General features: G+C 59.9%; 23 protein-coding genes and 1 rRNA gene. 16 read left to right on the top strand and 8 right to left on the bottom strand.

Translation table 11 applies throughout. The features are described 5' to 3' along the window. Positions 1–65: 65 nt before the first annotated feature. Both gluQRS and dksA read right to left on the bottom strand, forming a co-directional pair. On the bottom strand, positions 66–959 hold the full coding sequence (gluQRS, locus tag AC0Z5Z_RS14360) for a tRNA glutamyl-Q(34) synthetase GluQRS (protein ID WP_252886811.1): 894 nt from the start codon (positions 957–959) through the stop codon (positions 66–68). Between the two features lie 209 nt (positions 960–1,168). Next, positions 1,169–1,612, bottom strand: coding sequence for an RNA polymerase-binding protein DksA (gene dksA / locus AC0Z5Z_RS14355; protein WP_485611235.1), 444 nt, complete (start codon positions 1,610–1,612; stop codon positions 1,169–1,171). Between the two features lie 332 nt (positions 1,613–1,944). On the opposite strand from dksA, the gene AC0Z5Z_RS14350 reads away from it, so the two are divergent. Together AC0Z5Z_RS14350 and sfsA are read left to right on the top strand one after the other, a co-directional pair. Continuing rightward, the gene (locus AC0Z5Z_RS14350; RefSeq protein ID WP_056790414.1) at positions 1,945–3,114 is read left to right on the top strand and encodes a pyridoxal phosphate-dependent aminotransferase; all 1,170 of its coding nucleotides are present in this window, start codon (positions 1,945–1,947) and stop codon (positions 3,112–3,114) included. Continuing rightward, positions 3,114–3,827: a DNA/RNA nuclease SfsA gene (gene sfsA, locus AC0Z5Z_RS14345; RefSeq protein ID WP_150638526.1), complete on the top strand. Its 714-nt coding sequence runs from the start codon at positions 3,114–3,116 to the stop codon at positions 3,825–3,827. Before AC0Z5Z_RS14350 ends, sfsA begins: the two co-directional genes overlap by 1 nt. Here sfsA and AC0Z5Z_RS14340 read toward each other — a convergent pair. Continuing rightward, positions 3,824–4,141: a Rieske (2Fe-2S) protein gene (locus AC0Z5Z_RS14340; RefSeq protein ID WP_305381540.1), complete on the bottom strand. Its 318-nt coding sequence runs from the start codon at positions 4,139–4,141 to the stop codon at positions 3,824–3,826. The genes sfsA and AC0Z5Z_RS14340 overlap by 4 nt on opposite strands. A gap of 164 nt (positions 4,142–4,305) precedes the next feature. Here AC0Z5Z_RS14340 and AC0Z5Z_RS14335 point away from each other — a divergent pair, with 164 nt between their 5' ends. The 4 genes from AC0Z5Z_RS14335 to AC0Z5Z_RS14320 are packed head-to-tail and all read left to right on the top strand — an operon-like array spanning position 4,306 to position 7,847. Beyond that, on the top strand, positions 4,306–5,178 hold the full coding sequence (locus tag AC0Z5Z_RS14335) for a heme/hemin ABC transporter substrate-binding protein (RefSeq protein ID WP_485611234.1): 873 nt from the start codon (positions 4,306–4,308) through the stop codon (positions 5,176–5,178). A 50-nt stretch (positions 5,179–5,228) separates the two neighbouring features. Continuing rightward, positions 5,229–6,212: a FecCD family ABC transporter permease gene (locus AC0Z5Z_RS14330; RefSeq protein ID WP_485611288.1), complete on the top strand. Its 984-nt coding sequence runs from the start codon at positions 5,229–5,231 to the stop codon at positions 6,210–6,212. After that, positions 6,212–6,979 (top strand): heme ABC transporter ATP-binding protein, encoded by a 768-nt coding sequence (locus AC0Z5Z_RS14325; RefSeq protein WP_095181819.1) that lies wholly within the window; start codon positions 6,212–6,214, stop codon positions 6,977–6,979. Before AC0Z5Z_RS14330 ends, AC0Z5Z_RS14325 begins: the two co-directional genes overlap by 1 nt. 19 nt (positions 6,980–6,998) lie before the next feature. Beyond that, positions 6,999–7,847 (top strand): ChaN family lipoprotein, encoded by an 849-nt coding sequence (locus tag AC0Z5Z_RS14320; protein WP_485611233.1) that lies wholly within the window; start codon positions 6,999–7,001, stop codon positions 7,845–7,847. A 233-nt stretch (positions 7,848–8,080) separates the two neighbouring features. Here AC0Z5Z_RS14320 and AC0Z5Z_RS14315 read toward each other — a convergent pair whose 3' ends face one another. From AC0Z5Z_RS14315 to AC0Z5Z_RS14300, 4 genes are all read right to left on the bottom strand, one after another. Then, complete coding sequence (locus AC0Z5Z_RS14315) at positions 8,081–8,875, bottom strand: Crp/Fnr family transcriptional regulator (RefSeq protein WP_150742228.1); 795 nt, start codon at positions 8,873–8,875, stop codon at positions 8,081–8,083. A gap of 15 nt (positions 8,876–8,890) precedes the next feature. Then, a complete protein-coding gene (locus tag AC0Z5Z_RS14310; protein WP_016773175.1) occupies positions 8,891–9,163 on the bottom strand; it encodes a TfoX/Sxy family protein in 273 nt (90 codons plus the stop codon). Between the two features lie 289 nt (positions 9,164–9,452). Then, positions 9,453–9,797 (bottom strand): pentapeptide repeat-containing protein, encoded by a 345-nt coding sequence (locus AC0Z5Z_RS14305; RefSeq protein WP_041477841.1) that lies wholly within the window; start codon positions 9,795–9,797, stop codon positions 9,453–9,455. Positions 9,798–9,888: 91 nt separating this feature from the next. Next, positions 9,889–11,445 (bottom strand): bifunctional aminoglycoside phosphotransferase/ATP-binding protein, encoded by a 1,557-nt coding sequence (locus tag AC0Z5Z_RS14300; RefSeq protein WP_056790394.1) that lies wholly within the window; start codon positions 11,443–11,445, stop codon positions 9,889–9,891. Positions 11,446–11,561: 116 nt separating this feature from the next. On the opposite strand from AC0Z5Z_RS14300, the gene mrcB reads away from it, so the two are divergent. From mrcB to AC0Z5Z_RS14285, 3 genes are read left to right on the top strand one after another with little or no spacing between them, the layout of a single operon-like run. Next, a complete protein-coding gene (gene mrcB, locus AC0Z5Z_RS14295) occupies positions 11,562–13,886 on the top strand; it encodes a penicillin-binding protein 1B (RefSeq protein WP_095181816.1) in 2,325 nt (774 codons plus the stop codon). Between the two features lie 16 nt (positions 13,887–13,902). Next, complete coding sequence (locus AC0Z5Z_RS14290) at positions 13,903–14,652, top strand: tetratricopeptide repeat protein (RefSeq protein ID WP_041477844.1); 750 nt, start codon at positions 13,903–13,905, stop codon at positions 14,650–14,652. Next, positions 14,652–14,987, top strand: a complete 336-nt coding sequence (locus AC0Z5Z_RS14285; protein ID WP_041477845.1) for a YqcC family protein — start codon at positions 14,652–14,654, stop codon at positions 14,985–14,987. The genes AC0Z5Z_RS14290 and AC0Z5Z_RS14285 overlap by 1 nt, the downstream gene beginning before the upstream one ends. A gap of 115 nt (positions 14,988–15,102) precedes the next feature. Here AC0Z5Z_RS14285 and AC0Z5Z_RS14280 read toward each other — a convergent pair whose 3' ends face one another. Continuing rightward, positions 15,103–15,519, bottom strand: a complete 417-nt coding sequence (locus AC0Z5Z_RS14280; RefSeq protein ID WP_252876902.1) for a DUF4124 domain-containing protein — start codon at positions 15,517–15,519, stop codon at positions 15,103–15,105. A 399-nt stretch (positions 15,520–15,918) separates the two neighbouring features. Here AC0Z5Z_RS14280 and AC0Z5Z_RS14275 point away from each other — a divergent pair, with 399 nt between their 5' ends. From AC0Z5Z_RS14275 to AC0Z5Z_RS14245, 7 genes are all read left to right on the top strand, one after another. After that, positions 15,919–17,643: an acetolactate synthase 3 large subunit gene (locus AC0Z5Z_RS14275; protein ID WP_039761986.1), complete on the top strand. Its 1,725-nt coding sequence runs from the start codon at positions 15,919–15,921 to the stop codon at positions 17,641–17,643. Between the two features lie 2 nt (positions 17,644–17,645). Then, entirely contained in the window at positions 17,646–18,137 is a 492-nt protein-coding gene (gene ilvN / locus AC0Z5Z_RS14270) for an acetolactate synthase small subunit (RefSeq protein ID WP_003176102.1), read from the top strand. A 46-nt stretch (positions 18,138–18,183) separates the two neighbouring features. Continuing rightward, a complete protein-coding gene (ilvC, locus tag AC0Z5Z_RS14265) occupies positions 18,184–19,200 on the top strand; it encodes a ketol-acid reductoisomerase (RefSeq protein WP_003228216.1) in 1,017 nt (338 codons plus the stop codon). 148 nt (positions 19,201–19,348) lie between these two features. Then, entirely contained in the window at positions 19,349–20,206 is an 858-nt protein-coding gene (pssA, locus tag AC0Z5Z_RS14260; protein ID WP_016773182.1) for a CDP-diacylglycerol--serine O-phosphatidyltransferase, read from the top strand. Between the two features lie 63 nt (positions 20,207–20,269). After that, positions 20,270–21,283, top strand: coding sequence for a protein-methionine-sulfoxide reductase catalytic subunit MsrP (msrP, locus tag AC0Z5Z_RS14255; RefSeq protein ID WP_485611232.1), 1,014 nt, complete (start codon positions 20,270–20,272; stop codon positions 21,281–21,283). Further along, the gene (gene msrQ, locus AC0Z5Z_RS14250) at positions 21,283–21,906 is read left to right on the top strand and encodes a protein-methionine-sulfoxide reductase heme-binding subunit MsrQ (RefSeq protein ID WP_095181813.1); all 624 of its coding nucleotides are present in this window, start codon (positions 21,283–21,285) and stop codon (positions 21,904–21,906) included. Before msrP ends, msrQ begins: the two co-directional genes overlap by 1 nt. Positions 21,907–22,447: 541 nt before the next feature. Further along, positions 22,448–22,675, top strand: a 16S ribosomal RNA gene (locus AC0Z5Z_RS14245); the annotation flags it as partial.

The raw sequence follows: 22,675 nt of genomic DNA, 5'->3' as shown, positions 1-22,675 counted from the left end.
TTTTTATGCGCGTGCCCGAAAACGTGCGGCGATGGTAACGGATGGGCGCGCGACTGCAAGTGTCGTCATTGCAGTTGCGCTTCGGGCAGGGTCAGTGTGCGCGGGATCTTGGCAGCATCCCAATGTGCGCTGCCCCAGGCCAGCAGTTCGCGCGGCGAAGCGTGAGCCAGTTCGGTGCCGGGATGCTGCCCCAGCGCGCGCAAGGCCCGCAGTAGCAACGGCGTGGCCTGATCAGCCTCAAGCGGCGGCGAACGATAGGACTTGCCGAGTTTGTTGCCGTCCGGCTGGGTGATCAGTGGCAGGTGCAGATAGCGCGGCTGTTTCAGGCCGAGCAGTTCTTGCAGGTACAGCTGACGCGGCGTCGAATCGAGCAGATCGGCGCCGCGCACAATATCGGTAATGCCTTGCCAAGCGTCGTCGAGCACCACCGCCAATTGATAAGCGTAGAGACCATCGCGCCGACGAATGACGAAGTCGCCGACGTCGCGGCCCAGGTGCTGACGGTATTCGCCCTGCACGCGATCGATGAAGTGGTATTCCAGCTCAGGCACGCGCAGGCGGATCGCGGCGTCGTGCTGATCATGGCCGGCATTGCGGCAAAACCCCGGATAAATCCCGTGATACGGCTCCAGTTGTTTGCGCGAGCAGGTGCAGGCGTAGGCCAGACCGTGGTTGAACAGGCTGTCGAGCACTTCGGCATAAGCCGCGTGCCGATCGCTCTGGCGGACCATTTCGCCGTCCCATTCGAAACCGTAGCTTTCCAGCGCCTTGAGAATCGCCGCTTGCGCACCGGGCTCTTCGCGCGGCGGATCGAGATCTTCCATGCGCACCAGCCAGCGCCCACCGACGGAGCGGGCATCGAGGTAAGACGCCAACGCAGCGACCAGCGAACCGAAGTGCAGGTGGCCACTGGGGGTAGGGGCGAAGCGGCCGATGTAGGCGGGGGATTTGGCAGTCATGGAGGCGATAAAGGCTATTCAGGATTTGAGCAGGTTACCTCTGTGGGAGCGAGCCTGCTCGCGAAAGCTGTGTCAGTCATGAAAGAGTTATCTGAGAGGACGCTTTCGCGAGCAGGCTCGCTCCCACAGAGGCAGACGCAGGTTCCGCGGGCAAAACACAGAAACAAAAACGGAGCGTTTACACGCTCCGTTTTTCGTTCAGGCCGAGATTACTTGCCGACCTGCTTTTCCTTGATTTCCGCCAGGGTCTTGCAGTCGATGCACAGATCCGCGGTCGGACGGGCTTCGAGGCGCTTGACGCCAATCTCGATGCCGCAGGAATCGCACCAGCCGTACTCTTCGTCTTCGATCAACTGCAGGGTCTTGTCGATTTTCTTGATCAGCTTGCGCTCGCGGTCGCGGGCGCGCAGTTCGAGGGAGAACTCTTCTTCCTGGCTGGCACGGTCGGCCGGGTCAGGGAAGTTGGCCGCTTCGTCTTTCATGTGATCAACCGTACGGTCGACTTCCTGCATCAAGTCCAGTTTCCACTTGTTCAGGATCTTGGTGAAGTGCGCGCGCATCGGAGCGCCCATGTACTCTTCACCCGCCTTCTGAACGTAAGGTTCGAAGCCGCTGATCGACGTTTGCTGCTGTTGCTTTGCTTGGGTGGGCATGAAATGGACCGCCTCTACTCTTGTAATCCATTGCGCAGGATTGCTCCATCACCGACACCTGCCGGCCCTGCGGCTGCAAGCGGGCGAACTTACCAGATCAAATCAGCCTGCGCTACTCCCGGATGTCGAGCCCCCGGCGGGTGGCGCTTGCAGATGTCTGACAAGCCGTGTCTGTGGGAAGGGAGACCTGTTCAATCACTGATTTTAGTCAATCCTGGAGCGTACGTTCAGATCGTTACAGTCCAGCGTTCTTGAGGCTGTGACCTTCACGGGTTCTCGCTCGTTCCGGCAGACAGGTAGAATCGTCTCTTTTTTCCGTCGAAGGCATTCCAATGGCCCCCTACAGTGCGCGCAGTCGTGCGATCGAACCGTTCCATGTGATGGCGCTGCTGGCGCGGGCCAATGAATTGCAGGCCGAAGGCCACGACGTGATCCATCTGGAAATCGGTGAGCCGGACTTCACCACCGCCGAGCCGATCATTCGCGCCGGACAAGCTGCGTTGACGGCGGGCAAGACCCGCTACACCGCCGCCCGTGGCATTCCCGAACTGCGCGAGGCGATCGCCGGTTTCTACCAATCGCGTTACGGCCTGAATATCGACCCACGGCGGATTCTGATCACGCCGGGCGGCTCCGGCGCGTTGTTGCTGGCCAGTGCCCTGTTGGTCGATCCGGGTAAACACTGGCTGCTCGCCGACCCGGGCTACCCGTGCAACCGGCATTTCTTGCGGCTGGTCGAAGGCGCGGCGCAACTGGTGCCGGTCGGGCCGGAGGTGCGTTACCAACTGACCCCGGATCTGGTGGCGCGGCATTGGGACCACGACAGTGTCGGCGCCCTCGTCGCTTCGCCGGCTAACCCGACCGGAACCCTGCTGACCCGCGATGAACTGGGCGGATTATCCACAGCCATCAAGGCCCGGCACGGGCACTTGGTGGTGGATGAGATCTACCACGGCCTGACCTACGGCACTGATGCTGCCAGTGTGCTGGAAGTCGATGACGGCGCTTTTGTCCTCAACAGTTTCTCCAAGTATTTCGGTATGACCGGTTGGCGCCTGGGCTGGCTCGTGGCGCCAGACGCGGCGGTCAGCGAATTGGAAAAGCTTGCGCAGAACCTCTACATCAGCGCGCCAAGCATGGCGCAATACGCTGCGCTGGCCTGTTTCGAGCCCGCCACCATTGCGATTCTCGAAGAGCGCCGCGCCGAGTTTGCGCGCCGTCGCGATTTTCTCCTGCCGGCGCTGCGTGAACTGGGTTTCAACATCGCGGTTGAGCCGGAAGGCGCGTTTTATCTGTACGCCGATATCAGCCGTTTCGGCGGTGATGCCTTCGCGTTCTGCCGGCATTTCCTCGAAACCGAGCACGTCGCCTTTACGCCGGGACTGGATTTCGGTCGTTATCAGGCCGGTCATCACGTGCGCTTCGCTTACACACAAAACCTCGCACGATTACAGGAAGCCGTGGAACGCATCGCGCGCGGCTTGAAGAGCTGGCAAGGCTGATGCGCTTTTATCCTGCTCTGGAAGAAGCGCGGCTGATTCGTCGTTACAAGCGTTTTCTCGCCGATATCGAGACCGTTAGCGGCGAGTTGCTGACCATTCACTGCCCCAATACCGGCTCGATGCTCAATTGCCAGGTCGAGGGCGGGCAGGTCTGGTTCAGTCGCTCCAATGACCCTAAACGCAAGTTGCCCGGCACTTGGGAAATTGGCGAAACCCCGCAGGGCCGGCTGTTTTGCGTCAACACCGGGCGCGCCAACGGTTTGGTCGAAGAAGCCTTGCACGCTGGGGTGATTACCGAGTTGAACGGCTTTACCGCGTTGAAGCGTGAGGTTGCCTACGGACAGGAAAAAAGCCGCATCGACTTCCGCCTCGAATACCCCAGCGGCCCGGCGTATGTCGAAGTGAAAAGCGTCACCCTCGGCTTCGACGGCACGGCGGTGGCGGCGTTTCCCGATGCGGTGACCCAGCGCGGCGCCAAACATCTGCGCGAGCTGGCGCATCTGGCGCGCGACGGCATTCGGGCGGTGCAGTTGTACTGCGTGAACCTCTCCGGCATCGATGCCGTGCGCCCGGCCGAGGAAATCGATTGGGCTTACGCCGAGGCGCTGCGTGAAGCGGTCGCGTGCGGTGTCGAGGTGTTGGCGTACGGCGTGCGCCTGGACCATGAAGAGATGGTCATCGACCGCCGACTCGATGTGCGGCTCAACGGTTAAACGTCGATCCACACGCCTCGTGTATCTTCCCGGCATTCAATTGCCGTGAGTGACTGCCCGGCGCAGGGGCCGGCGACGCATTCGCCGTTCTCGATCAGAAACAGTGCGCCATGGGTGGCGCACTGGATCAGACTGTTGCTGGGGTCGAGAAACTGGTCGGGCTGCCATTCCAGCCCGACGCCGCGATGCGGGCAGCGATTGAAGTAGACATAGACCTGCCCGCCACGACGCACGGCGAAAAGCTTTTTGCCTTCAATTTCGAAACCGCGACTGCCGGCTTCGGCCAGATCGCTGCCGGCGCAGAGAAACTTCATGGCTATCCTCTAATGTCCGCTCGTGTCTGGATATGTCCGAGCTTGACGTTCAAATGCAAACAATTATCAAATGGCGACCTTCTCCCACAGGGAGTCTGGCCGTTGCCGAGGATACTTGGCTCGCTGCGCCGATGCCCGGGAAACCTTGTTCAAGGAAGCTGCGTATGCGCCTGAAAACCCGCGTTGCCGTACTGTGCGTCGGCCTTTTGCTCTGCCATCAGGCGGCTGCGGCGGATTTACCGCAACGCTGGGTCAGCGCCGGCGGTGCGCTGTCGGAATGGGTCAGCGCACTGGGCGGCGAATCGAAGCTGGTAGGGGTCGACACCACCAGTCAGCATCCCCAATCGTTGCAGACGCTGCCGAGCATTGGTTATCAGCGCAGCCTGTCGGCCGAAGGCATCTTGAGCCTGCGTCCGGACATTCTGATCGGTACCGAAGAAATGGGGCCGCCGCCGGTTCTGGCGCAAGTCAAAGCAGCCAAGGTAAAGGTCGAGTCGTTTTCAGCCCAGCCTGATCTGCCGACGCTGGAAAAGAATGTCACTCATCTGGGCCAGTTGCTCGGTGCGCAAGAGAAGGCTGCGCAGTTGCTGGAGAATTATCAACAGCAGCTCCAGGCGCAGACAGTGCGAGTTGCCCAAGTGCAAACCACACAGAAAGCCCCCGGTGTGTTGCTGCTGCTCGGGCACGCCGGCGGTAAGCCGTTGATCGCCGGCAAGGACACTGCCGCCGATTGGCTGCTGCAACAGGCCGGCGGGCACAACCTTGCTACTCATACCGGCTACAAACCGTTTTCTGTCGAATCCCTCGCCAGCCTCGATCCCGAAGTGCTGGTGTTCGCTGACCGAGCGTTGACCGGCGAGGCGGCAAAAGCCGCGTTGTTCAAGGAAAACCCCATCCTCAATTCCAGCCGCGCGGCCAAGAGCGGGCGGGTGATGGAGCTGGACCCGACGCTGCTGGTGGGCGGTCTCGGGCCACGGTTGCCGGCTGCTTTGCAAACCCTGACGGACGGTTTCTACCCGGCCAAGGGCGGCCAATGACCACACTGGTCAAACCCCGTGGCTTGTTCATCGGCCTGACCTTGCTGTGTCTGCTGGCGATCTGGCTGTCGCTGGCATTGGGGCCGGTGAGCCTGCCGTTGTTCGATACCCTGCGCGCGGCGCTGCGTCTGATCGGCGTGCCGCTGGCGCCGGAAGGTCTGGAGCAGGCCGAGCTGATTCTCGGCCAGATCCGCCTGCCGCGAACCTTGCTCGGCTTGGCGGTCGGTGGCGTGCTGGCGCTGTCCGGCGTGGCGATGCAGGGTCTGTTTCGTAATCCGCTGGCGGACCCGGGACTGGTGGGGGTGTCCAGTGGCGCGGCACTCGGCGCGGCGATTGCGATTGTCGGCGGTTCTTTATTCGGCGGCCTGCCGGAGTGGTTCGGGCCGTATCTGTTGTCGGTGTGTGCGTTTCTTGGTGGTCTCGGGGTGACGGCGCTGGTCTATCGGCTGGGCCGGCGCAACGGTCAGACCCACGTGGCGACCATGTTGCTGGCCGGTATCGCGCTGACGGCGCTGGCCAGTTCGGCGGTCGGTCTGTTCACTTATCTGGCCGATGACGCGACGCTGCGCACCCTGGCCTTCTGGAACCTGGGCAGCCTCAACGGCGCCAGTTACGCGCGGCTGTGGCCCTTGCTGATCATCACCATCGGCGTGGCGCTGTGGCTGCCGCGTCGGGCCAAGGCATTGAATGCCTTGTTGCTCGGTGAATCCGAGGCCGGTCATCTGGGCATCGATGTCGAACGGCTCAAGCGCGAACTGGTGTTCTGCACCGCGCTGGGTGTCGGCGCGGCGGTGGCCGCTGCGGGCATGATCGGTTTTGTCGGGCTGGTGGTGCCGCATCTGGTGCGCCTGCTGGCCGGCCCGGATCACAAAGTGCTATTGCCAGCCTCGGTGCTGGCGGGTGCGAGCCTGTTATTGCTCGCCGATCTGGTGGCGCGCCTGGCGCTGGCGCCGGCGGAGTTGCCAATCGGCATTGTCACTGCGTTTATCGGCGCGCCGTTCTTCCTTTATCTGCTGCTGCGAGGGCGTGCCTGATGTTGTCCGCGCACGATCTGCATGTCCGCCGTGGCCGCAAAGCTGTGCTCAGTGGTGTTACGCTCGGGCTCGAACCCGGCGAGGTGCTTGGGGTGCTGGGGCCGAACGGCGCCGGGAAAAGCACGTTGCTTGGCGCCTTGTGCGGGGAGTTGCTCGCCAGTGACGGCAACGTTTCGCTCGATGGTCAGGCATTGAGCTATTGGAGCGGAACACAGCGGGCACAACGACTGGCGGTGTTGCCGCAGGTGTCGACGCTGGATTTTGCCTTCGCCGTCGAAGAGGTCGTCGGCATGGGCCGTTTGCCGTACCAGACCGGGCGCGTACGTGATGACGAAATCGTCGCGGCAGCGCTGGCCGCCGCCGATGCCGGGCACCTGAGTGGGCGCAGCTATCTGGCGTTGTCAGGTGGCGAGCGTCAGCGCGTGCATCTGGCGCGGGTGCTGGCGCAACTCTGGCCGGGTCAGGCCGGGCAAACCTTGTTGCTCGACGAACCGACATCGATGCTCGATCCGCTGCATCAGCACACCACCTTGCAAGCGGTGCGCGAGTTCGCCGATCGCGGCGCGGCGGTGCTGGTGATCCTGCATGATCTGAATCTTGCGGCGCGCTATTGTGATCGCGTGCTGTTGCTGGAGGAGGGGCGCCCGGTTGCGCTGGATACCCCGCAGCAGGTGCTGCGTCCGGATACGCTCAGAGCGGTGTTCGGCCTGGAGGTTTTGGTGCAACCGCACCCGGAGCGTGGGCATCCGCTGATCATCGCCCGCTGAATCATCATCGAGGTGTCGCATGCGTGGATTGTGGTTGTTGGCGCTGGTGTTGCTCGCGGGCTGTCAGCACGTGGCGGCTCCGCCGGTGGGCGCTGATATCCGCGATCTGCGCAGCGGCGAGATGCTCACCGCGCAGCAACTGCTGGTGCGTCTCGCTGAACCTGAGCGTTTGATCATCGGTGAGCAGCACGACAATGCCGATCATCATGCTGCGCAATTATGGCTGTTGCAGTCGCTGGGCAAGCGCCGGGCGCAAGGCAGTCTGCTGCTGGAAATGCTCACGCCGGATCAACAAGCGAAAGTCGATGCGTTGCGCCAGTCGAATTCCGTTGCGGCTGATTTGCCTGCGGCATTGGCCTGGCAGGAGGGCTGGGACTGGAATCTTTACGGGCCGATCGTGCGCTTCGCTCTGACACAGCCATATCCGCTGCTGGCGGCCAATCTCGATGACAGCGAAATCCGCGCGTTTTACCGAAATCCACCTGCGCTGAACGGTCCTCGCAGTAATGCGTTGTCCGTGCAGAACACGTTGCTTGGACAAGTCAGTGAATCTCACTGCGGCTTGCTGCCCGAATCACAGATGCCGGCGATGCTGGCGATTCAGCAACAGCGCGATCGGCGAATGGCCCAACGCATGCTGGCGGCGGCGACGCCTTCGATCCTGCTGGCCGGTGCCTGGCATGCGCGCAAGGATGTCGGCGTGCCGCTGCATCTGCTCGATCTGGGCGCCACCAGGGCGCCGACCGTATTGATGCTGGCCGAGCAGGGCGCTGCGGTAACGCCGGCGATGGCCGATTACGTCTGGTACACGCCGGCCACACCGAAGCCGGATTACTGCGAGCAGATGCGTCAGCAATTCGCCAAATGACTTTTCGGCAGGCAAAAAAAGACCCGGTAAAAAACCGGGTCAAATAACCGTGATTAGCCTGATGAGGAGATAATCTGAGAGTCCGAACCAAGGGCTTTTCAGAATATCGACTGATCTCGCGACCAGTTGTGATAATCATAGCGATTCTCATTACCGAGTCAACCGCTGTTTTTGCAAATCTGTAATTTAGTTTTGCGAGTGGTGGTGAGGCCCTGTGAATAAAGGGCTATGCGCTAGGTGCGCTGCGTCGTCAACTGCGTGATCTGGCGATTCAACTGTCCGATGCGTCGAGCCATACCCTCAATCAGGCCATGGGCGATCTTCGGATTGCTGCGAGTCATGCTCAAAAATTGATCACCGGGAATCAACATCACCGTGCTCGGCTCGGACGTCACCACCGAAGCGTTGCGCGGCTCGCCGGTAAACAACGCCATGGCGCCGAAAATCTCGTCCTTCGGCACGTCACCGACCTTGTGCCCGTCAACAAATGCCTCGGCGTGCCCGTCGATGATCACGAAGACATGATCCGCTGCATCGCCCTGTTGGATCAGCACGGCGCCGGCCTCGACCCGTTTGAAGCCGTTGGTGCTGCGGAACTCCCGGGGTTTCAACTCGGCCACAGCGTGGGCGAGCAGCGCCATTTGCCCGAGCAGATAGCTCAGAAGCTGCTCGGCTCGATCAGGGTCGGCATACAAATGCTGCAAAACCTCTGCGCGACCATAGGGCAGCAGGCGCACAGTGCTGTCGCTGCATACGCGGCAGTCGCTCCATTGCTCGCCACGTTGCAGACCGAGCAGATCACCTTCCTGCCAGTAGAACAGCGCACGGCCCGCGATGCAGCCATGTACCACGCCCTCGCTCAGCAAAAACAGCTGATCGTCCGGCAACTGCGTATACAAATCATCCGTGGCCTCCAGTTCGACAACAGGCGCGCACGGCGACAAATCCTGCAGCCACTGCCCGGGAAGACTCTGCAAGCGATTGATCAATGCGTCGGCGTGGGCCGATTGTTCCCCCAGCAAATACATGGCGTCAGCGCCTGTTCAGTTTTTATGGCGCGCGGAAATGGCTTCGAGCTGCTTGTTCAAGGCGTCCTTGCGCTCGGCAGGGATGTCGTTCCAGTGCACGTCCATCAACGCCCCTTCGATCGCATACAACAACACCTTTGAAGCGCGAAAGCCTCGAGTACGCACGGCCCGGTAGGCATCCACTGCACCGAGGCGACGCAAGTCCGAGGCGCTGTGGATGCCCACGGCATGCAGCCATTGCGCCGATGTCTTGCCAAGATTTTTCAGGTGTTGCAGTTCATCATTCATCAAGCCTCCTTGCGACGGCCGAATGGTGCGTGGGCGAGCTTCTCAGCAGTGTAGCCATCAGTAGGAAAAGCGTGGTTGTTTGGTCGGATTCGACGCAAAAGCTTCTAAGAAAGGGGGATAAAGGACCTGCGAACGCAGAGGGAAGGGAGGTAAACGATTATCAATGGGGGAGCGAGCCTGCTCGCGAAGAGGGCGTATCAGACACAATCAATATCGACTGACACTACGCCGTCGCGAGCAGGCTCGCTCCCATAGGGGCAAGGCGTGGTGTCAGGAAGATTTCCGGATATCAGCGAGTGCGATAGCGCAACCGTGTACCGAAATTCATTGACATCAGGATCTCGTCGGCACTCAGCTCCGGCGGAAAGTACGCACCGGAAATCTGTGCATGGGCCAGGCTGGCGCCTTCGAGCGAAGCCTTGCGGAAATCGATGCCACGCAAATCGGCGGAGCGGAAATACGCATCGCGGAAATCCACGTTATCGGCGTTCAGTTCACGCAGGTCGAGGCCACGAAAATCGCCGCCGACCATGTCGATCAGACCATCCTGTGGACGTTCTTTGTTGAAGCCTGCAACGTCATCTTTGTGCAGCAGGGCGTAAAGCGGAGTGTCGAGCAGTTTAGGCTGGCTCATGTCAGATCACCTGTTGGTTTTATGACGCCAGTATAGTGCCACTATTTGCCGGCCGTGAAGCGAGCGAGGGCTTCACGGCCGAAATAGTTTTTTACAGGCCCGGCAGGCGCTGACGGATCTGCGCAACCACGGTGTCCAGCGTGCCGGATTCATTGGTCTGCACGCGTTTGCTGCGCAGAATCTCCTCCGGGGTCAGCGCTTCGCGGTTGGCCTGCTGCGCTTCGATCACTGCCAGGGTGGCGTCGGACGGATCCTTCTGATCGGCCTGGCGCATCGCCAGCCAGCTTTCGATTACCGCTTGCGGGGCATTGCAGTCGAGGATCAGGAACGGCGTGCCAGTGGCTTCGGCAATCTTCGCCGCGTTATCGCGCTGCTCGCGTTTGAGATAGGTCGCGTCGATCACTACCGGGAACCCGGCGTGCAAAATCACCTCGGCGATTTCATGCAGACGTGCGTAGGTCGCGGTGCTGGCGTCGGCACTGTAAATGCCGGCCTGCACATCGTTGGCGACGGTCTGCTCGCCAAACAGGCGCTTGCGTTCGACATCGGAACGCAGGCGAATTGCGCCCAGCGCTTCGACCAGGCGCATGGCCACATGGCTCTTGCCGACTGCGGAAACACCGTGGGTAATGGCCATGAAGCGCGAAGGAATGGTGCTGTAGCTTTCCGCCAGGTTGGCGTAGTTGCGGTACTGGCGCAGGGTGGTGGCGCGCTGCACCGCAGTCGCGTCCGCCGGCATGCTGAACAGTGCCACCTTGGCCCGCACCAGCGCGCGGTAGGCTTTATAGAAGTTCAGCACTTCCAGGCCCTCATAGTCGCCGGTCAGTTCCAGATACTGGCTGATGAGGCGACGCGCCAGCGATTTCAGGCCACGGTCTTCCAGGTCCATGGCGAGGAAGCCGGTGTCGGCCCAGACATCAGTGAAACGGAATGGCTCGTTGAACTCGATGCAGTCGAAGATCACCACATTGCCGTCGATGACCGTGGCGTTGCCCAGGTGAATGTCGCCGTGGCATTCACGGGTGAAACCTTGTGTCTTGCGCTGGGCGAACAGGGGCTTGAGGCGCTCGAAGCTGCTTTCGGCCCAGGCTTTCAATGCCTCAAGTTGCAGCAAGTCGTTCTTGTCGCTGAGGAACGGCAGGATCTGCTCGAAATTTTGCGCGACCGGCGCCATCACGCTGTCCGGTGTACCGGCGTCGTGTTCGGCCGGGACTTTCGGGGCGTTGAGATGGAAATGGGCGATCTGCTCGGCCAACGCGTCGATGTGCTGAGTGGTCAGTTCGCCATTGGCTTGCAGGGTGCTGAGCAAGCCGCTCTGCGGGAACTGGCGCATTTTCAGCACGTATTCGATAGCCGGGCCGTCGCCGCCCAGTTGCGGTGCCTCGACGCTGCCGGTGACCGGCAACACGTCCAGATACAAATCATCGGTCAGACGCTGGTTCAGCCGCAGCTCTTCAGCGCAGAAATGCGCACGTGCGTCGAGGCTGGTGAAGTCGAGGAAGCCGAAATTCACCGGCTTCTTCACTTTATAGGCAAAGGGCCCGGTGAGAATCACCCACGAGATGTGGGTTTCGATGACCTGAAACCCTTCGACGGGATGCGGGTAGAGGGCCGGGTTTTGCAGGGCAGCGATCAGGGACTGGCTCACGGGCGATCCTTCAGAGGCGGGGGAATTCGAGGCGGCCATTATGGCTGCTTGCCCGCCTGACGCAAACCTCCGCGCGTGCCTGTTGAGGATCGATAAAGTGCGTATAATCCGCCGCCATGACTCGATCCCGATCCCCCCGTACCAAGAAAAAACCACCAGCCAAGGGCCTCAGCCCATGGTTGAGCTGGGCCATTAAACTCAGCCTGGTCGGCCTTGTAGTGCTGGCCGGCTTTGCCGTTTACCTCGATGCCGTGGTGCAGGAGAAGTTCTCCGGCAAGCGCTGGACCATCCCGGCCAAGGTGTACGCGCGCCCGCTTGAGCTGTTCGTCGGACAGAAGCTCAGCAAGGACGATTTCCTCACCGAACTCGATGCCCTCGGCTATCGCCGCGAAGCCGTGAGCAATGGCCCCGGCGCAGCCGCCGTCAGCGGCAATACGGTTGACCTGAACACTCGTGGCTTCCAGTTCTATGAAGGTCTGGAAAAGCCGCAGCCGGTGCGTGTGCGCTTCTCCGGCGATTACGTCGCCGAACTGTCCTCGACCAACGGTTCGAAACTGTCGGTGGTGCGCCTCGAGCCGCTGATGATCGGCGGCATTTACCCGAAAAATCTCGAAGACCGCATCCTGATCAAACTCGATCAGGTGCCGCCGTACCTGCTCGAAACCCTGATCGCCGTCGAAGACCGCGACTTCTACAGCCACTGGGGCGTGTCGCCGAAATCGATCGCCCGCGCCGTGTGGATCAACACCTCCGGCGGCAAGATGACCCAGGGCGGCAGTACGCTGACCCAGCAGTTGGTGAAGAACTTTTACCTGACAAGCGAACGCAGCCTGACCCGCAAGCTCACCGAAGCGATGATGGCGTTGCTGCTGGAACTGCATTACGACAAGAAGGAAATTCTTGAGGCCTACCTCAACGAAGTCTTCGTCGGTCAGGACGGCCAGCGTGCGGTGCACGGTTTTGGTCTGGCCAGTCAGTTCTTCTTCGGCCAGCCTTTGTCCGAACTGAAACTGCATCAGGTTGCGATGCTGGTCGGCATGGTCAAGGGACCGTCCTACTACAACCCGCGCCGCAACCCGGAACGCGCGCTGGAGCGGCGCAATCTGGTCCTCGACGTGCTGGCGCAGCAAGGCGTGGCAACCCCCGAACAAGTCGAAGCGGCGAAGAAAATGCCGCTCGGTGTGACGACTCGCGGCAAGCTCGCCGACAGCTCGTTCCCGGGCTTTATCGACCTGGTCAAACGCCAGTTGCGCGAAGACTACCGCGACGAAGACTTGACCGAAGAAGGCCTGCGCATCTTCACCAGTTTCGACCCGATTCTGCAGATGAAAGCCGAAGCCTCGGTCAACGACACATTCAAGCGTCTGGCCGGGCGCAAGGGCTCGGATGACGTCGAAGCGGCGATGGTCGTGACCAACCCGGAAACCGGCGAAGTCCAGGCGATGATCGGCAGCCGTCAGGCCAGTTACGCCGGTTTCAACCGCGCACTCGATGCGGTACGCCCGATCGGCTCGCTGATCAAACCGGCGGTGTATCTGACCGCGCTTGAGAAACCGAGCCAGTACACGCTGACCAGTTGGCTGTCGGACGATCCGCTGTCAGTCAAAGGCGCCAACGGTCAGGTGTGGAAGCCGCAGAACTACGATCGCCGCTCCCACGGTACGGTGTTCCTCTATCAGGGCCTGGCGCATTCCTACAACCTGTCGACCTCGCGCCTGGGCCTGGAAGTCGGCGTGCCGAACGTGCTCAAGACCGTAGGTCGTCTGGGAGTTACCCGTGAATTCCCGGCGTTCCCGTCGATGCTGCTCGGTGCTGGCGGTATGACGCCGATCGAAGTGGCGACCATGTACCAGACGCTGGCCAACGGTGGTTTCAATACGCCGATGCGCGGCATTCGCAGCGTGCTGACCGCCGAGGGCGAGCCGCTCAAGCGTTATCCGTTCCAGATCGAACAGCGCTTCGATCCTGCCTCGATTTACCTGATCCAGAACGCCATGCAGCGGGTGATGCGTGAAGGTACCGGCAGTTCGGTTTATAACGTGCTGCCCAAGACCCTGACACTGGCGGGCAAGACCGGTACCAGTAACGATTCGCGCGACAGCTGGTTTGCCGGTTTCAGTCAGGATCTGCTGGCAGTGGTCTGGCTCGGCCGCGACGACAACGGCAAGACGCCCTTCACCGGGGCCACCGGTGCGCTGCAGGTCTGGACCAGTTTCATGCGCAAGGCCGATCCGCTGCCGCTGGACATGCCGCAGCCGGACAACGTCGTGCAAGCGTGGGTCGATTCGCGCACCGGCCAGGGTTCCGATGCCAACTGCCCCGGCGCGGTACAGATGCCGTATATTCGCGGCAGCGAGCCGCCACCCGGCGCCGCGTGTGCAAGCGAAACACCTGCCTCGCCGGAGTCGGTGATGGACTGGGTCAAGGGCTGGATGAATTAAGCAAAGAGGGTTTCAAGTGAACAAGTGGTTGATTCCAGCGGTGACCGCCGTGGCTTTGCTCAGCGGCTGCTCCACCGTACAGCGTGGTTCGATTCCGGTAGTGGATTCGGGTACGGCCGTGTCCAACAGCGAACGCATCGGCGCCAATGGCGGTTTCCGCCAGACCACGGTCAAGCGCCCGGCGCAGGGCCAGACTCAGGCGATTCCGCAGGGCGATACCGGCGTGGTGGTGATGGTGCCGGGCGGCGGTGCTGCGGTGTCAACACCGATCAGTTCTTCGCCGATCGTCCCGGGGCCTGCATCTGGCGGTATCACGTCGGGGCCGTATAACCCATCGGCGGTTGAGTCGGCGCCGATCAACTCCGGCAGCTACAGCATGCCGTCGACGCCAAGTGGCATTCCTTCGGCCAGCAGCGGTGGCGGGCTGTCGGCGGATGAGCAACTGGACGGTCCGGTACTCGCCTTGCTGACCACCGCGCAACAGCAGCAGGCCGGCGGCGACCTCAACGGTGCCTCTTCCAGCCTGGAGCGGGCGCAACGTGTCGCCCCCCGGGAGCCACAAGTGCTTTACCGTCTGGCGCAGGTGCGCATGGCCCAGGGCGATGCGCCGCAAGCCGAGCAGTTTGCCCGTCGTGCGCTGACCATGGCCAACGGTCGTCCGGATCTGCAAGCCAGCCTGTGGGAAATCATCGCTCAATCTCGTGAGAAACAAGGCGATTCCGCCGGCGCCGCGCTGGCCCGTCAGAAGGCCAAGGTTTCCCTGTGATGGACGTGCGTTTCCCGAAAATCGCCGATCAGCTGTTGTTGATTGAACGCGAGCTGCGCACCCAGGGCTGGTGGGATGAGGTTCAGCCGTCGGTCGAAGCCCTGAGCAGTGTCGAGCCGTTTTCGGTCGACACGCTGGACTTCGAGCAATGGCTGCAATGGATCTTCCTGCCGCGCATGAAGATGATCCTCGAACAGGATCTGCCCTTGCCGAACGCCTCGGGCATTCAGGAAATGGCGGAAATGGTCTTCGCCCAGCGCAACCTTGGCGGCAAGGATCGGCAGTTGCAGGTGCTGCTCAAAGAGTTTGACCTGCTGATCACTGCCTCCCGCTGAGCGCGGTTGTGTAGGAGTTGACGAGTGCAACGAGGCCGCGATCTTTTGATCTTGCTTTGAAACAAGTCAAAAGATCGCAGCCTTCGGCAGCTCCTACACAGCTCCTTCGCAGCGATTACGAGCAATTCTCGGCAATCTGCTTCTTCGCTTCGACGATGCGTTCCTGACGCTGTGTATCGTCGAGCCTGCGCACATCCCCCTCGACCTCCTCACGCAAACGCGGATTGTTCTGCAGTTGCGCCAGGTTCGTGCGTGCCTGTTCGCAAAAGGCCTTGAGCTGCGCCTGCTGCTCGGCGACCTGTTTCTTCACCTTGGCATCAATGGCTTTCTGATCGCCGAGTACGCCGCCGCCCGGCAGCGGCGCGGCTTTCGGCGCGGGTGAGGAGGGCGTTTGCAGGGTCGTCGCCGGTTGGCCCTGCGGCGGTTGTGCATCGAAATGTGTGACGCCTTGGGCATCGACCCATTTGTAGATTTGAGCGGCCGAGCACCATGGGCTGAGACCGATCAGCAAAGTGAGGAGGAGCGTTCGCATGCTGATTCCTTGGCAAAAATGCGCAATTGACGCTAACAGAGTAGCGCTTTTCAGGTTTTTTCTTGCGTTCTCATGTGCTTACCCACAATTAACCCCACAGACGACTTGACTTGCAGAGGGCGAAACAGAAGAATCCAAAGTCCGCTGTAGAGGGACTGCCAGAAGCAGACCCACTCGGTAGATCATGAGGCGCACATCCGCGCCGACCTGTTACACCCGCAACGCGTTACCTCGCGCTGGGTGGGAAAGGCCCGCAACACTTGGGACGATCCCAATACTTGCTCAGTCAGTGCTGACGTAGTCGGCGACCACCGTCGCTCATGCTCTGCCGAGAAGTAAACCTATTAAGACCCGCCCCTTTTTTGTGGACGGTATTCTGGCGTTTTAGAGGTGAACAACGTGGAGCTTTTATCTGGCGGTGAGATGCTCGTCCGCTTTTTGCGTGACGAAGGCGTCAAATATATCTACGGGTACCCGGGTGGTGCTCTCCTGCATGTTTACGATGCCCTGTTCAAAGAACCGGAAGTGACCCACATCCTGGTTCGTCACGAACAAGCGGCTACCCATATGGCTGACGGCTACGCCCGTGCCACCGGTAAAGCCGGCGTGGTATTGGTGACATCCGGTCCAGGCGCCACAAACGCCATCACCGGTATCGCCACCGCCTATATGGACTCGATTCCGATGGTGATCATTTCCGGTCAGGTGCCAAGCACCATGGTCGGCACTGACGCGTTCCAGGAAACCGACATGATCGGTATCTCCCGGCCGATCGTGAAGCACAGCTTCATGATCAAGCACGCTTCGGAAATCCCGGAAGTCATGAAGAAGGCCTTCTACCTGGCGCAGTCCGGTCGTCCGGGCCCGGTCGTGGTCGACATCCCGAAAGACATGACCAATCCGGCCGAGAAATTCGAATACGTTTTCCCGAAGAAAGCCAAGCTGCGTTCCTACAGCCCGGCCGTTCGCGGTCACTCCGGGCAGATCCGCAAGGCGGCAGAAATGTTGTTGGCGGCCAAGCGCCCGGTGCTGTACTCCGGCGGCGGCGTGATTCTCGGCAATGGCTCCGCGCAACTGACCGAATTGGCGAAAATGCTCAACCTGCCGGTGACCAACACCTTGATGGGTCTGGGCGCTTTCCCTGGCACTGACCGTCAGTTCATCGGCATGCTCGGCATGCACGGCAGCTACACCGCGAACCTGGCGATGCACCATGCCGATGTGATCCTCGCCGTCGGCGCACGCTTCGACGATCGGGTGATCAACGGCCCGGCGAAATTCTGCCCGAACGCCAAGATCATCCACATCGACATCGACCCGGCGTCGATCTCCAAGACCATCAAGGCTGACGTGCCAATCGTGGGTCCGGTCGAGAGCGTCCTGACCGAAATGGTCGCGATCCTCAAGGAAATCGGCGAGACCCCGAACAAGGAGTCCGTGGCCAGTTGGTGGAAGCAGGTCGATGAATGGCGTGGCGATCGCGGCCTGTTCCCTTATGAAAAGGGCGACGGCAGCAAGATCAAACCGCAGACCGTGATCGAAACCCTCTGCGAAGTGACCAAGGGCGACGCCTTTGTGACCTCCGACGTGGGTCAGCACCAGATGTTCGCTGCGCAGTACTACACGTTCAACAAGCCGAACCGCTGGATCAACTCCGGTGGTCTGGGCACGATGGGGTTCGGTCTGCCAGCCGCGATGGGCATCAAACTGAGCTTCCCGGACGACGACGTTGCCTGCGTCACCGGCGAAGGCAGTATCCAGATGAATATCCAGGAGCTGTCGACCTGCCTGCAATACGGCTTGCCGGTAAAGATCGTCATCCTCAACAACGGTGTGCTGGGCATGGTTCGCCAGTGGCAGGACATGAGCTACGGCAGCCGTCACTCGCACTCCTACATGGAATCGCTGCCCGACTTCATCAAGCTGGCTGAGGCCTACGGCCACGTTGGCGTACGCATCACCGAATCGAAAGATTTGAAGTCGAAGATGGCCGAAGCGTTCGCCATGAAGGATCGCCTGGTGATCATCGATGTTGCGGTCGACACCAGCGAGCACGTCTACCCGATGCAGATCAAAGACGGCTCCATGCGCGATATGTGGCTGAGCAAGACGGAGCGTACTTAATCATGCGGCACATTATTTCCCTGCTTCTGGAAAACGAACCCGGCGCTCTGTCTCGTGTAGTCGGCCTGTTCTCGCAGCGCAACTACAACATCGAAAGCCTGACCGTGGCGCCGACCGAAGACCCGACCCTGTCGCGTCTGACGCTGACCACCGTGGGTCACGATGAAGTCATCGAGCAGATCACCAAAAACCTGAACAAGCTGATCGAAGTGGTCAAGCTGGTGGACCTGTCGGAAAGCGCTCACATCGAGCGTGAACTGATGCTGGTCAAGGTCAAGGCCACTGGCGCCCAGCGCGCCGAGATCAAACGCACTACCGATATCTACCGTGGGCAGATCGTCGATGTCAGCGCCAGCGTGTATACCGTTCAGTTGACCGGTACCAGCGACAAGCTCGACAGCTTCATTCAGTCCATCGGCACCGCATCGATTCTGGAAACCGTCCGTAGCGGCGTGACCGGCATTGCTCGCGGCGACAAAGTTCTCAGCATCTAAACCAAATTAGCGCATGGCCTGAACGGCCGGATATAAGGGGAAATTCATGAAAGTTTTCTACGATAAAGACTGCGACCTGTCGATCATCCAGGGCAAGAAAGTTGCCATCATCGGTTACGGCTCCCAGGGCCACGCTCAGGCGTGCAACCTGAAAGACTCCGGTGTCGACGTTACCGTCGGTCTGCGTAAAGGTTCGGCCACCGTTGCCAAAGCCGAAGCTCACGGCCTGAAAGTGACCGACGTTGCTTCCGCTGTTGCCGCTGCCGACCTGGTCATGATCCTGACCCCGGACGAGTTCCAGTCCTCGCTGTACAAGAACGAAATCGAGCCGAACATCAAGAAAGGCGCCACTCTGGCCTTCTCCCACGGCTTCGCGATTCACTACAACCAGGTTGTTCCGCGTGCCGACCTCGACGTGATCATGATCGCGCCGAAAGCCCCGGGCCACACTGTGCGTTCCGAGTTCGTCAAAGGCGGCGGTATCCCTGACCTGATCGCGATCTACCAGGACGCCTCGGGCAACGCCAAAAACGTTGCACTGTCCTACGCCGCTGGCGTCGGTGGCGGTCGTACCGGCATCATCGAAACCACCTTCAAGGACGAGACCGAAACTGACCTGTTCGGCGAACAAGCCGTTCTGTGCGGCGGTACCGTTGAACTGGTAAAAGCCGGTTTCGAAACCCTGGTTGAAGCTGGCTACGCGCCGGAAATGGCCTACTTCGAGTGCCTGCACGAACTGAAGCTGATCGTTGACCTCATGTACGAAGGCGGTATCGCCAACATGAACTACTCGATCTCCAACAACGCCGAGTACGGCGAGTACGTGACTGGCCCGGAAGTGATCAACGCCGAATCCCGTCAGGCCATGCGCAACGCCCTGAAACGTATTCAGGACGGCGAATACGCCAAAATGTTCATCAGCGAAGGCGCAACCGGCTACCCTTCGATGACCGCCAAGCGTCGTAACAACGCCGCTCACGGTATCGAAATCATCGGCGAGCAACTGCGCTCCATGATGCCGTGGATCGGTGCCAACAAGATCGTCGACAAAGCCAAAAACTAAGTCGTCGTCCCTTGTACGAAAAACGCGGCCTAGGCCGCGTTTTTTCGTTTGGGCCGGTGCTTCTGGTATAAAGCTGCATCGTTTGTGGCCGAACTGTCGTCCTCAAGCCTCTGTCGAATTTTTTCCAAACCGTTGCAAGGTAATGTCCATGAGCGAACGTCCCGAAGAGCCGAACAAGGCTTCCGACGCCGAAAGCCTGCTGCCCATCGATGAACACATCGAAGAAGGGCACGACGCCGAAGGTCGTAAAGTCCGGCATCGTGGTATCTATCTGCTGCCGAACCTGTTCACCACCGCCAACCTGTTCGCAGGCTTCTATTCCATCATCAACTCGATGAGCGCGCAGGCCGCGTTGAGCGCCGGCGACTCGGTGAATGCGAGCAAGTACTTCGCCTTCGCTGCGATCGCGATTTTCGTCGCGATGGTGCTCGACGGTCTTGATGGTCGCGTGGCGCGCATGACCAATACGCAAAGTGCCTTCGGCGCCGAGTACGACTCGCTGTCGGACATGGTCGCCTTCGGCGTCGCGCCGGCATTGCTGGCCTTCGGCTGGGCGCTGGGAGACATGGGCAAGGTCGGCTGGATGGTCGCCTTCATATATGTAGCGGGTGCGGCGTTGCGTCTGGCGCGTTTCAACACCCAGGTCGGCACGGCGGACAAACGTTACTTCATCGGTCTGGCCAGCCCGGCGGCGGCAGGTGTTGTGGCCGGCATTGTCTGGGCGTTCAGCGATTACGGCATTCAGGGTTCGAAGATGTCGTTCCTGGTGGCGTTGATGGTGGCGGCGGCCGGCATGCTGATGGTCAGCAACATCAAGTACAACAGCTTCAAGGAGCTGGATCTCAAAGGTCGCGTGCCGTTCGTGGCGATCCTGGCGGTGGTGCTGGTATTCGCTGTCGTGTTCAGTGATCCGCCACGCATTCTGCTGCTGGTGTTTCTCGCCTATGCGGCGTCCGGTCCGGTGCAGTATCTGTTGCGTCTTCGTCGTCACAAAAACGCCGAATGATGTAATTTCCCGCATACTCCGCAGTCTATGGGTGCACCTGTCCTCCAAAGCTGCGGAGTTGTCATGTTGATCAAGATCCCCAAAGCATCCGACTGCCATGAGTCGGATGTCACGCCTGAAGCCATTTATCTCTCCCGTCGCCAATTGCTCGGCGCCACTGCTGCCGGTATTGCCGTGAGCAGCCTGCCGCGCTGGGCCAATGCCGCTGATACCCCTCGCTACTCTGACGTCGAATCCGGCAAGGCTCCGGCCTGGTTTGCCGAAAAGCTTCCTTCTACTCAATGGGGGGCGGTCAATGTCAAGGACGAGGCGATCACGCCTTATAAAGACGCTACGAACTACAACAACTTTTATGAATTCGGTACCGGCAAGGGCGATCCCGCGAGGAACGCTGGCGACCTGAAAACCGAACCCTGGAGCGTGGTCATTGACGGGGAGGTGGGTAAGCCGGGGCGTTATGCGCTGGAAGACTTCATGAAGCCGTATCAACTGGAGGAACGTATTTATCGTCTGCGCTGCGTCGAGGCGTGGTCGATGGTCATTCCCTGGATCGGCTTTCCCATCTCGGCCTTGCTCAAGCAGGTCGAGCCGACTTCCAAGGCCAAGTACATCCGCTTTGAAACCCTGCTGGATCCCAAGAGCATGCCCGGCCAGCGTTCCGGTTTTGCCTTGATCGACTGGCCGTACGTCGAAGGCTTGCGTCTGGATGAGGCGATGAATCCTTTGGCAATTCTGGCGGTGGGCATGTATGGACGCGAACTGCCGAACCAGAACGGCGCGCCTTTGCGTCTGGTGGTGCCGTGGAAGTACGGCTTCAAAAGCGTGAAATCCATTGTGCGCATCAGTCTGGTCAGCGAGCAGCCGAAGACCACTTGGCAAAGCATTGCTGCCGATGAATATGGCTTCTACGCGAATGTGAATCCGACGGTTGATCATCCGCGCTGGACCCAAGCCCGCGAGCGGCGCTTGCCGAACAGCCTGTTCAAACCGAATGTGCGCGATACGGAGATGTTCAACGGCTACTCGGATGAAGTCGCTTCTTTATATACAGGGCTCGATCTGCGGAAGAACTACTGATGCGTTATCCGTTCTGGCGAGTGGGCGTGTTCATTGCGGCAGCGATCTGGCCATTGCTGTGGTTCTATCAGGCGTTCGCCGATCTGCTCGGGCCTGATCCAGGCAAGGTGCTGGTTGATCGTCTCGGGCTTGGCACGCTGGTGTTGCTGTTGATTACGTTGAGCATGACGCCGTTGCAAAAGCTGAGCGGCTGGGCGGGGTGGATTGCAGTGCGCCGGCAGTTAGGGCTTTGGTGTTTTGCTTATGTAGCGCTACATCTGTTCAGCTATATGGCGTTTATCCTCGGGTTTGACTGGTCACAGTTGGGCGTTGAGCTACGTAAGCGGCCTTACATCATTGTCGGTGCACTCGGCTTTCTCGGATTGCTGATACTGGCAGTGACGTCGAATCGTTATAGTCAGCGTCGTTTGGGTGCTCGCTGGAAGAAGCTGCATCGCTTGGTTTACGTGATACTTGGGCTGGGTTTGCTGCATATGCTCTGGATCGTGCGGGCCGATCTAGAGGAGTGGGCGATTTATGCCTTTATAGGCGCTGTGCTCTTGCTGCTTCGTGTGCCGCCGGTGATGAGGCGAATCCCGCGTTTAATGGCTAAAAAGCAGAATCTGCAAGAAAAGCGAAATTAACGGTTGACGGCAGATTCCAGAGGTCTATAATTCGCCCCACTTCCGGCGCAGTCGAAACGGAAAACTCCTTGAGATTCAAAGAGTTACGCGGTTTTCGACAGCGGCTTGCTTCAGGTCATCGAAGTCTGGAAGGAGTTGAAAGAGCAGTGATGTGTAGCTCTTTTAACGGTTCGATCTTCTCGGTCGAAAGCGGAGAAAAAGAGGTGTTGACAGCAGCGATTAACGCTGTAGAATTCGCCTCCCGCTAACGAGAGATCGGAAGCGCAAGTGGTTGAAGTTGTTGAAGAATTCTTCGAAAGCTTCTGAAAATAATCACTTGACAGCAAATGAGGCTGCTGTAGAATGCGCGCCTCGGTTGAGACGAAAGATCTTAACCAACCGCTCTTTAACAACTGAATCAAGCAATTCGTGTGGGTGCTTGTGCAGTCAGACTGATAGTCAACAAGATTATCAGCATCACAAGTTACTCCGCGAGAAATCAAAGATGTAACCAACGATTGCTGAGCCAAGTTTAGGGTTTCTTAAAAACCCAAAGATGTTTGAACTGAAGAGTTTGATCATGGCTCAGATTGAACGCTGGCGGCAGGCCTAACACATGCAAGTCGAGCGGATGAGAGGAGCTTGCTCCTGGATTCAGCGGCGGACGGGTGAGTAATGCCTAGGAATCTGCCTGGTAGTGGGGGACAACGTTTCGAAAGGAACGCTAATACCGCATACGTCCTACGGGAGAAAGCAGGGGACCTTCGGGCCTTGCGCTATCAGATGAGCC

The organism is Pseudomonas sp. 1L-E-NC-VB-C3, assembly GCF_057291535.1.
The sequence above is the reverse complement of the archived record's forward strand: the minus strand, read 5'-3'. Positions and strand labels throughout refer to the sequence as shown.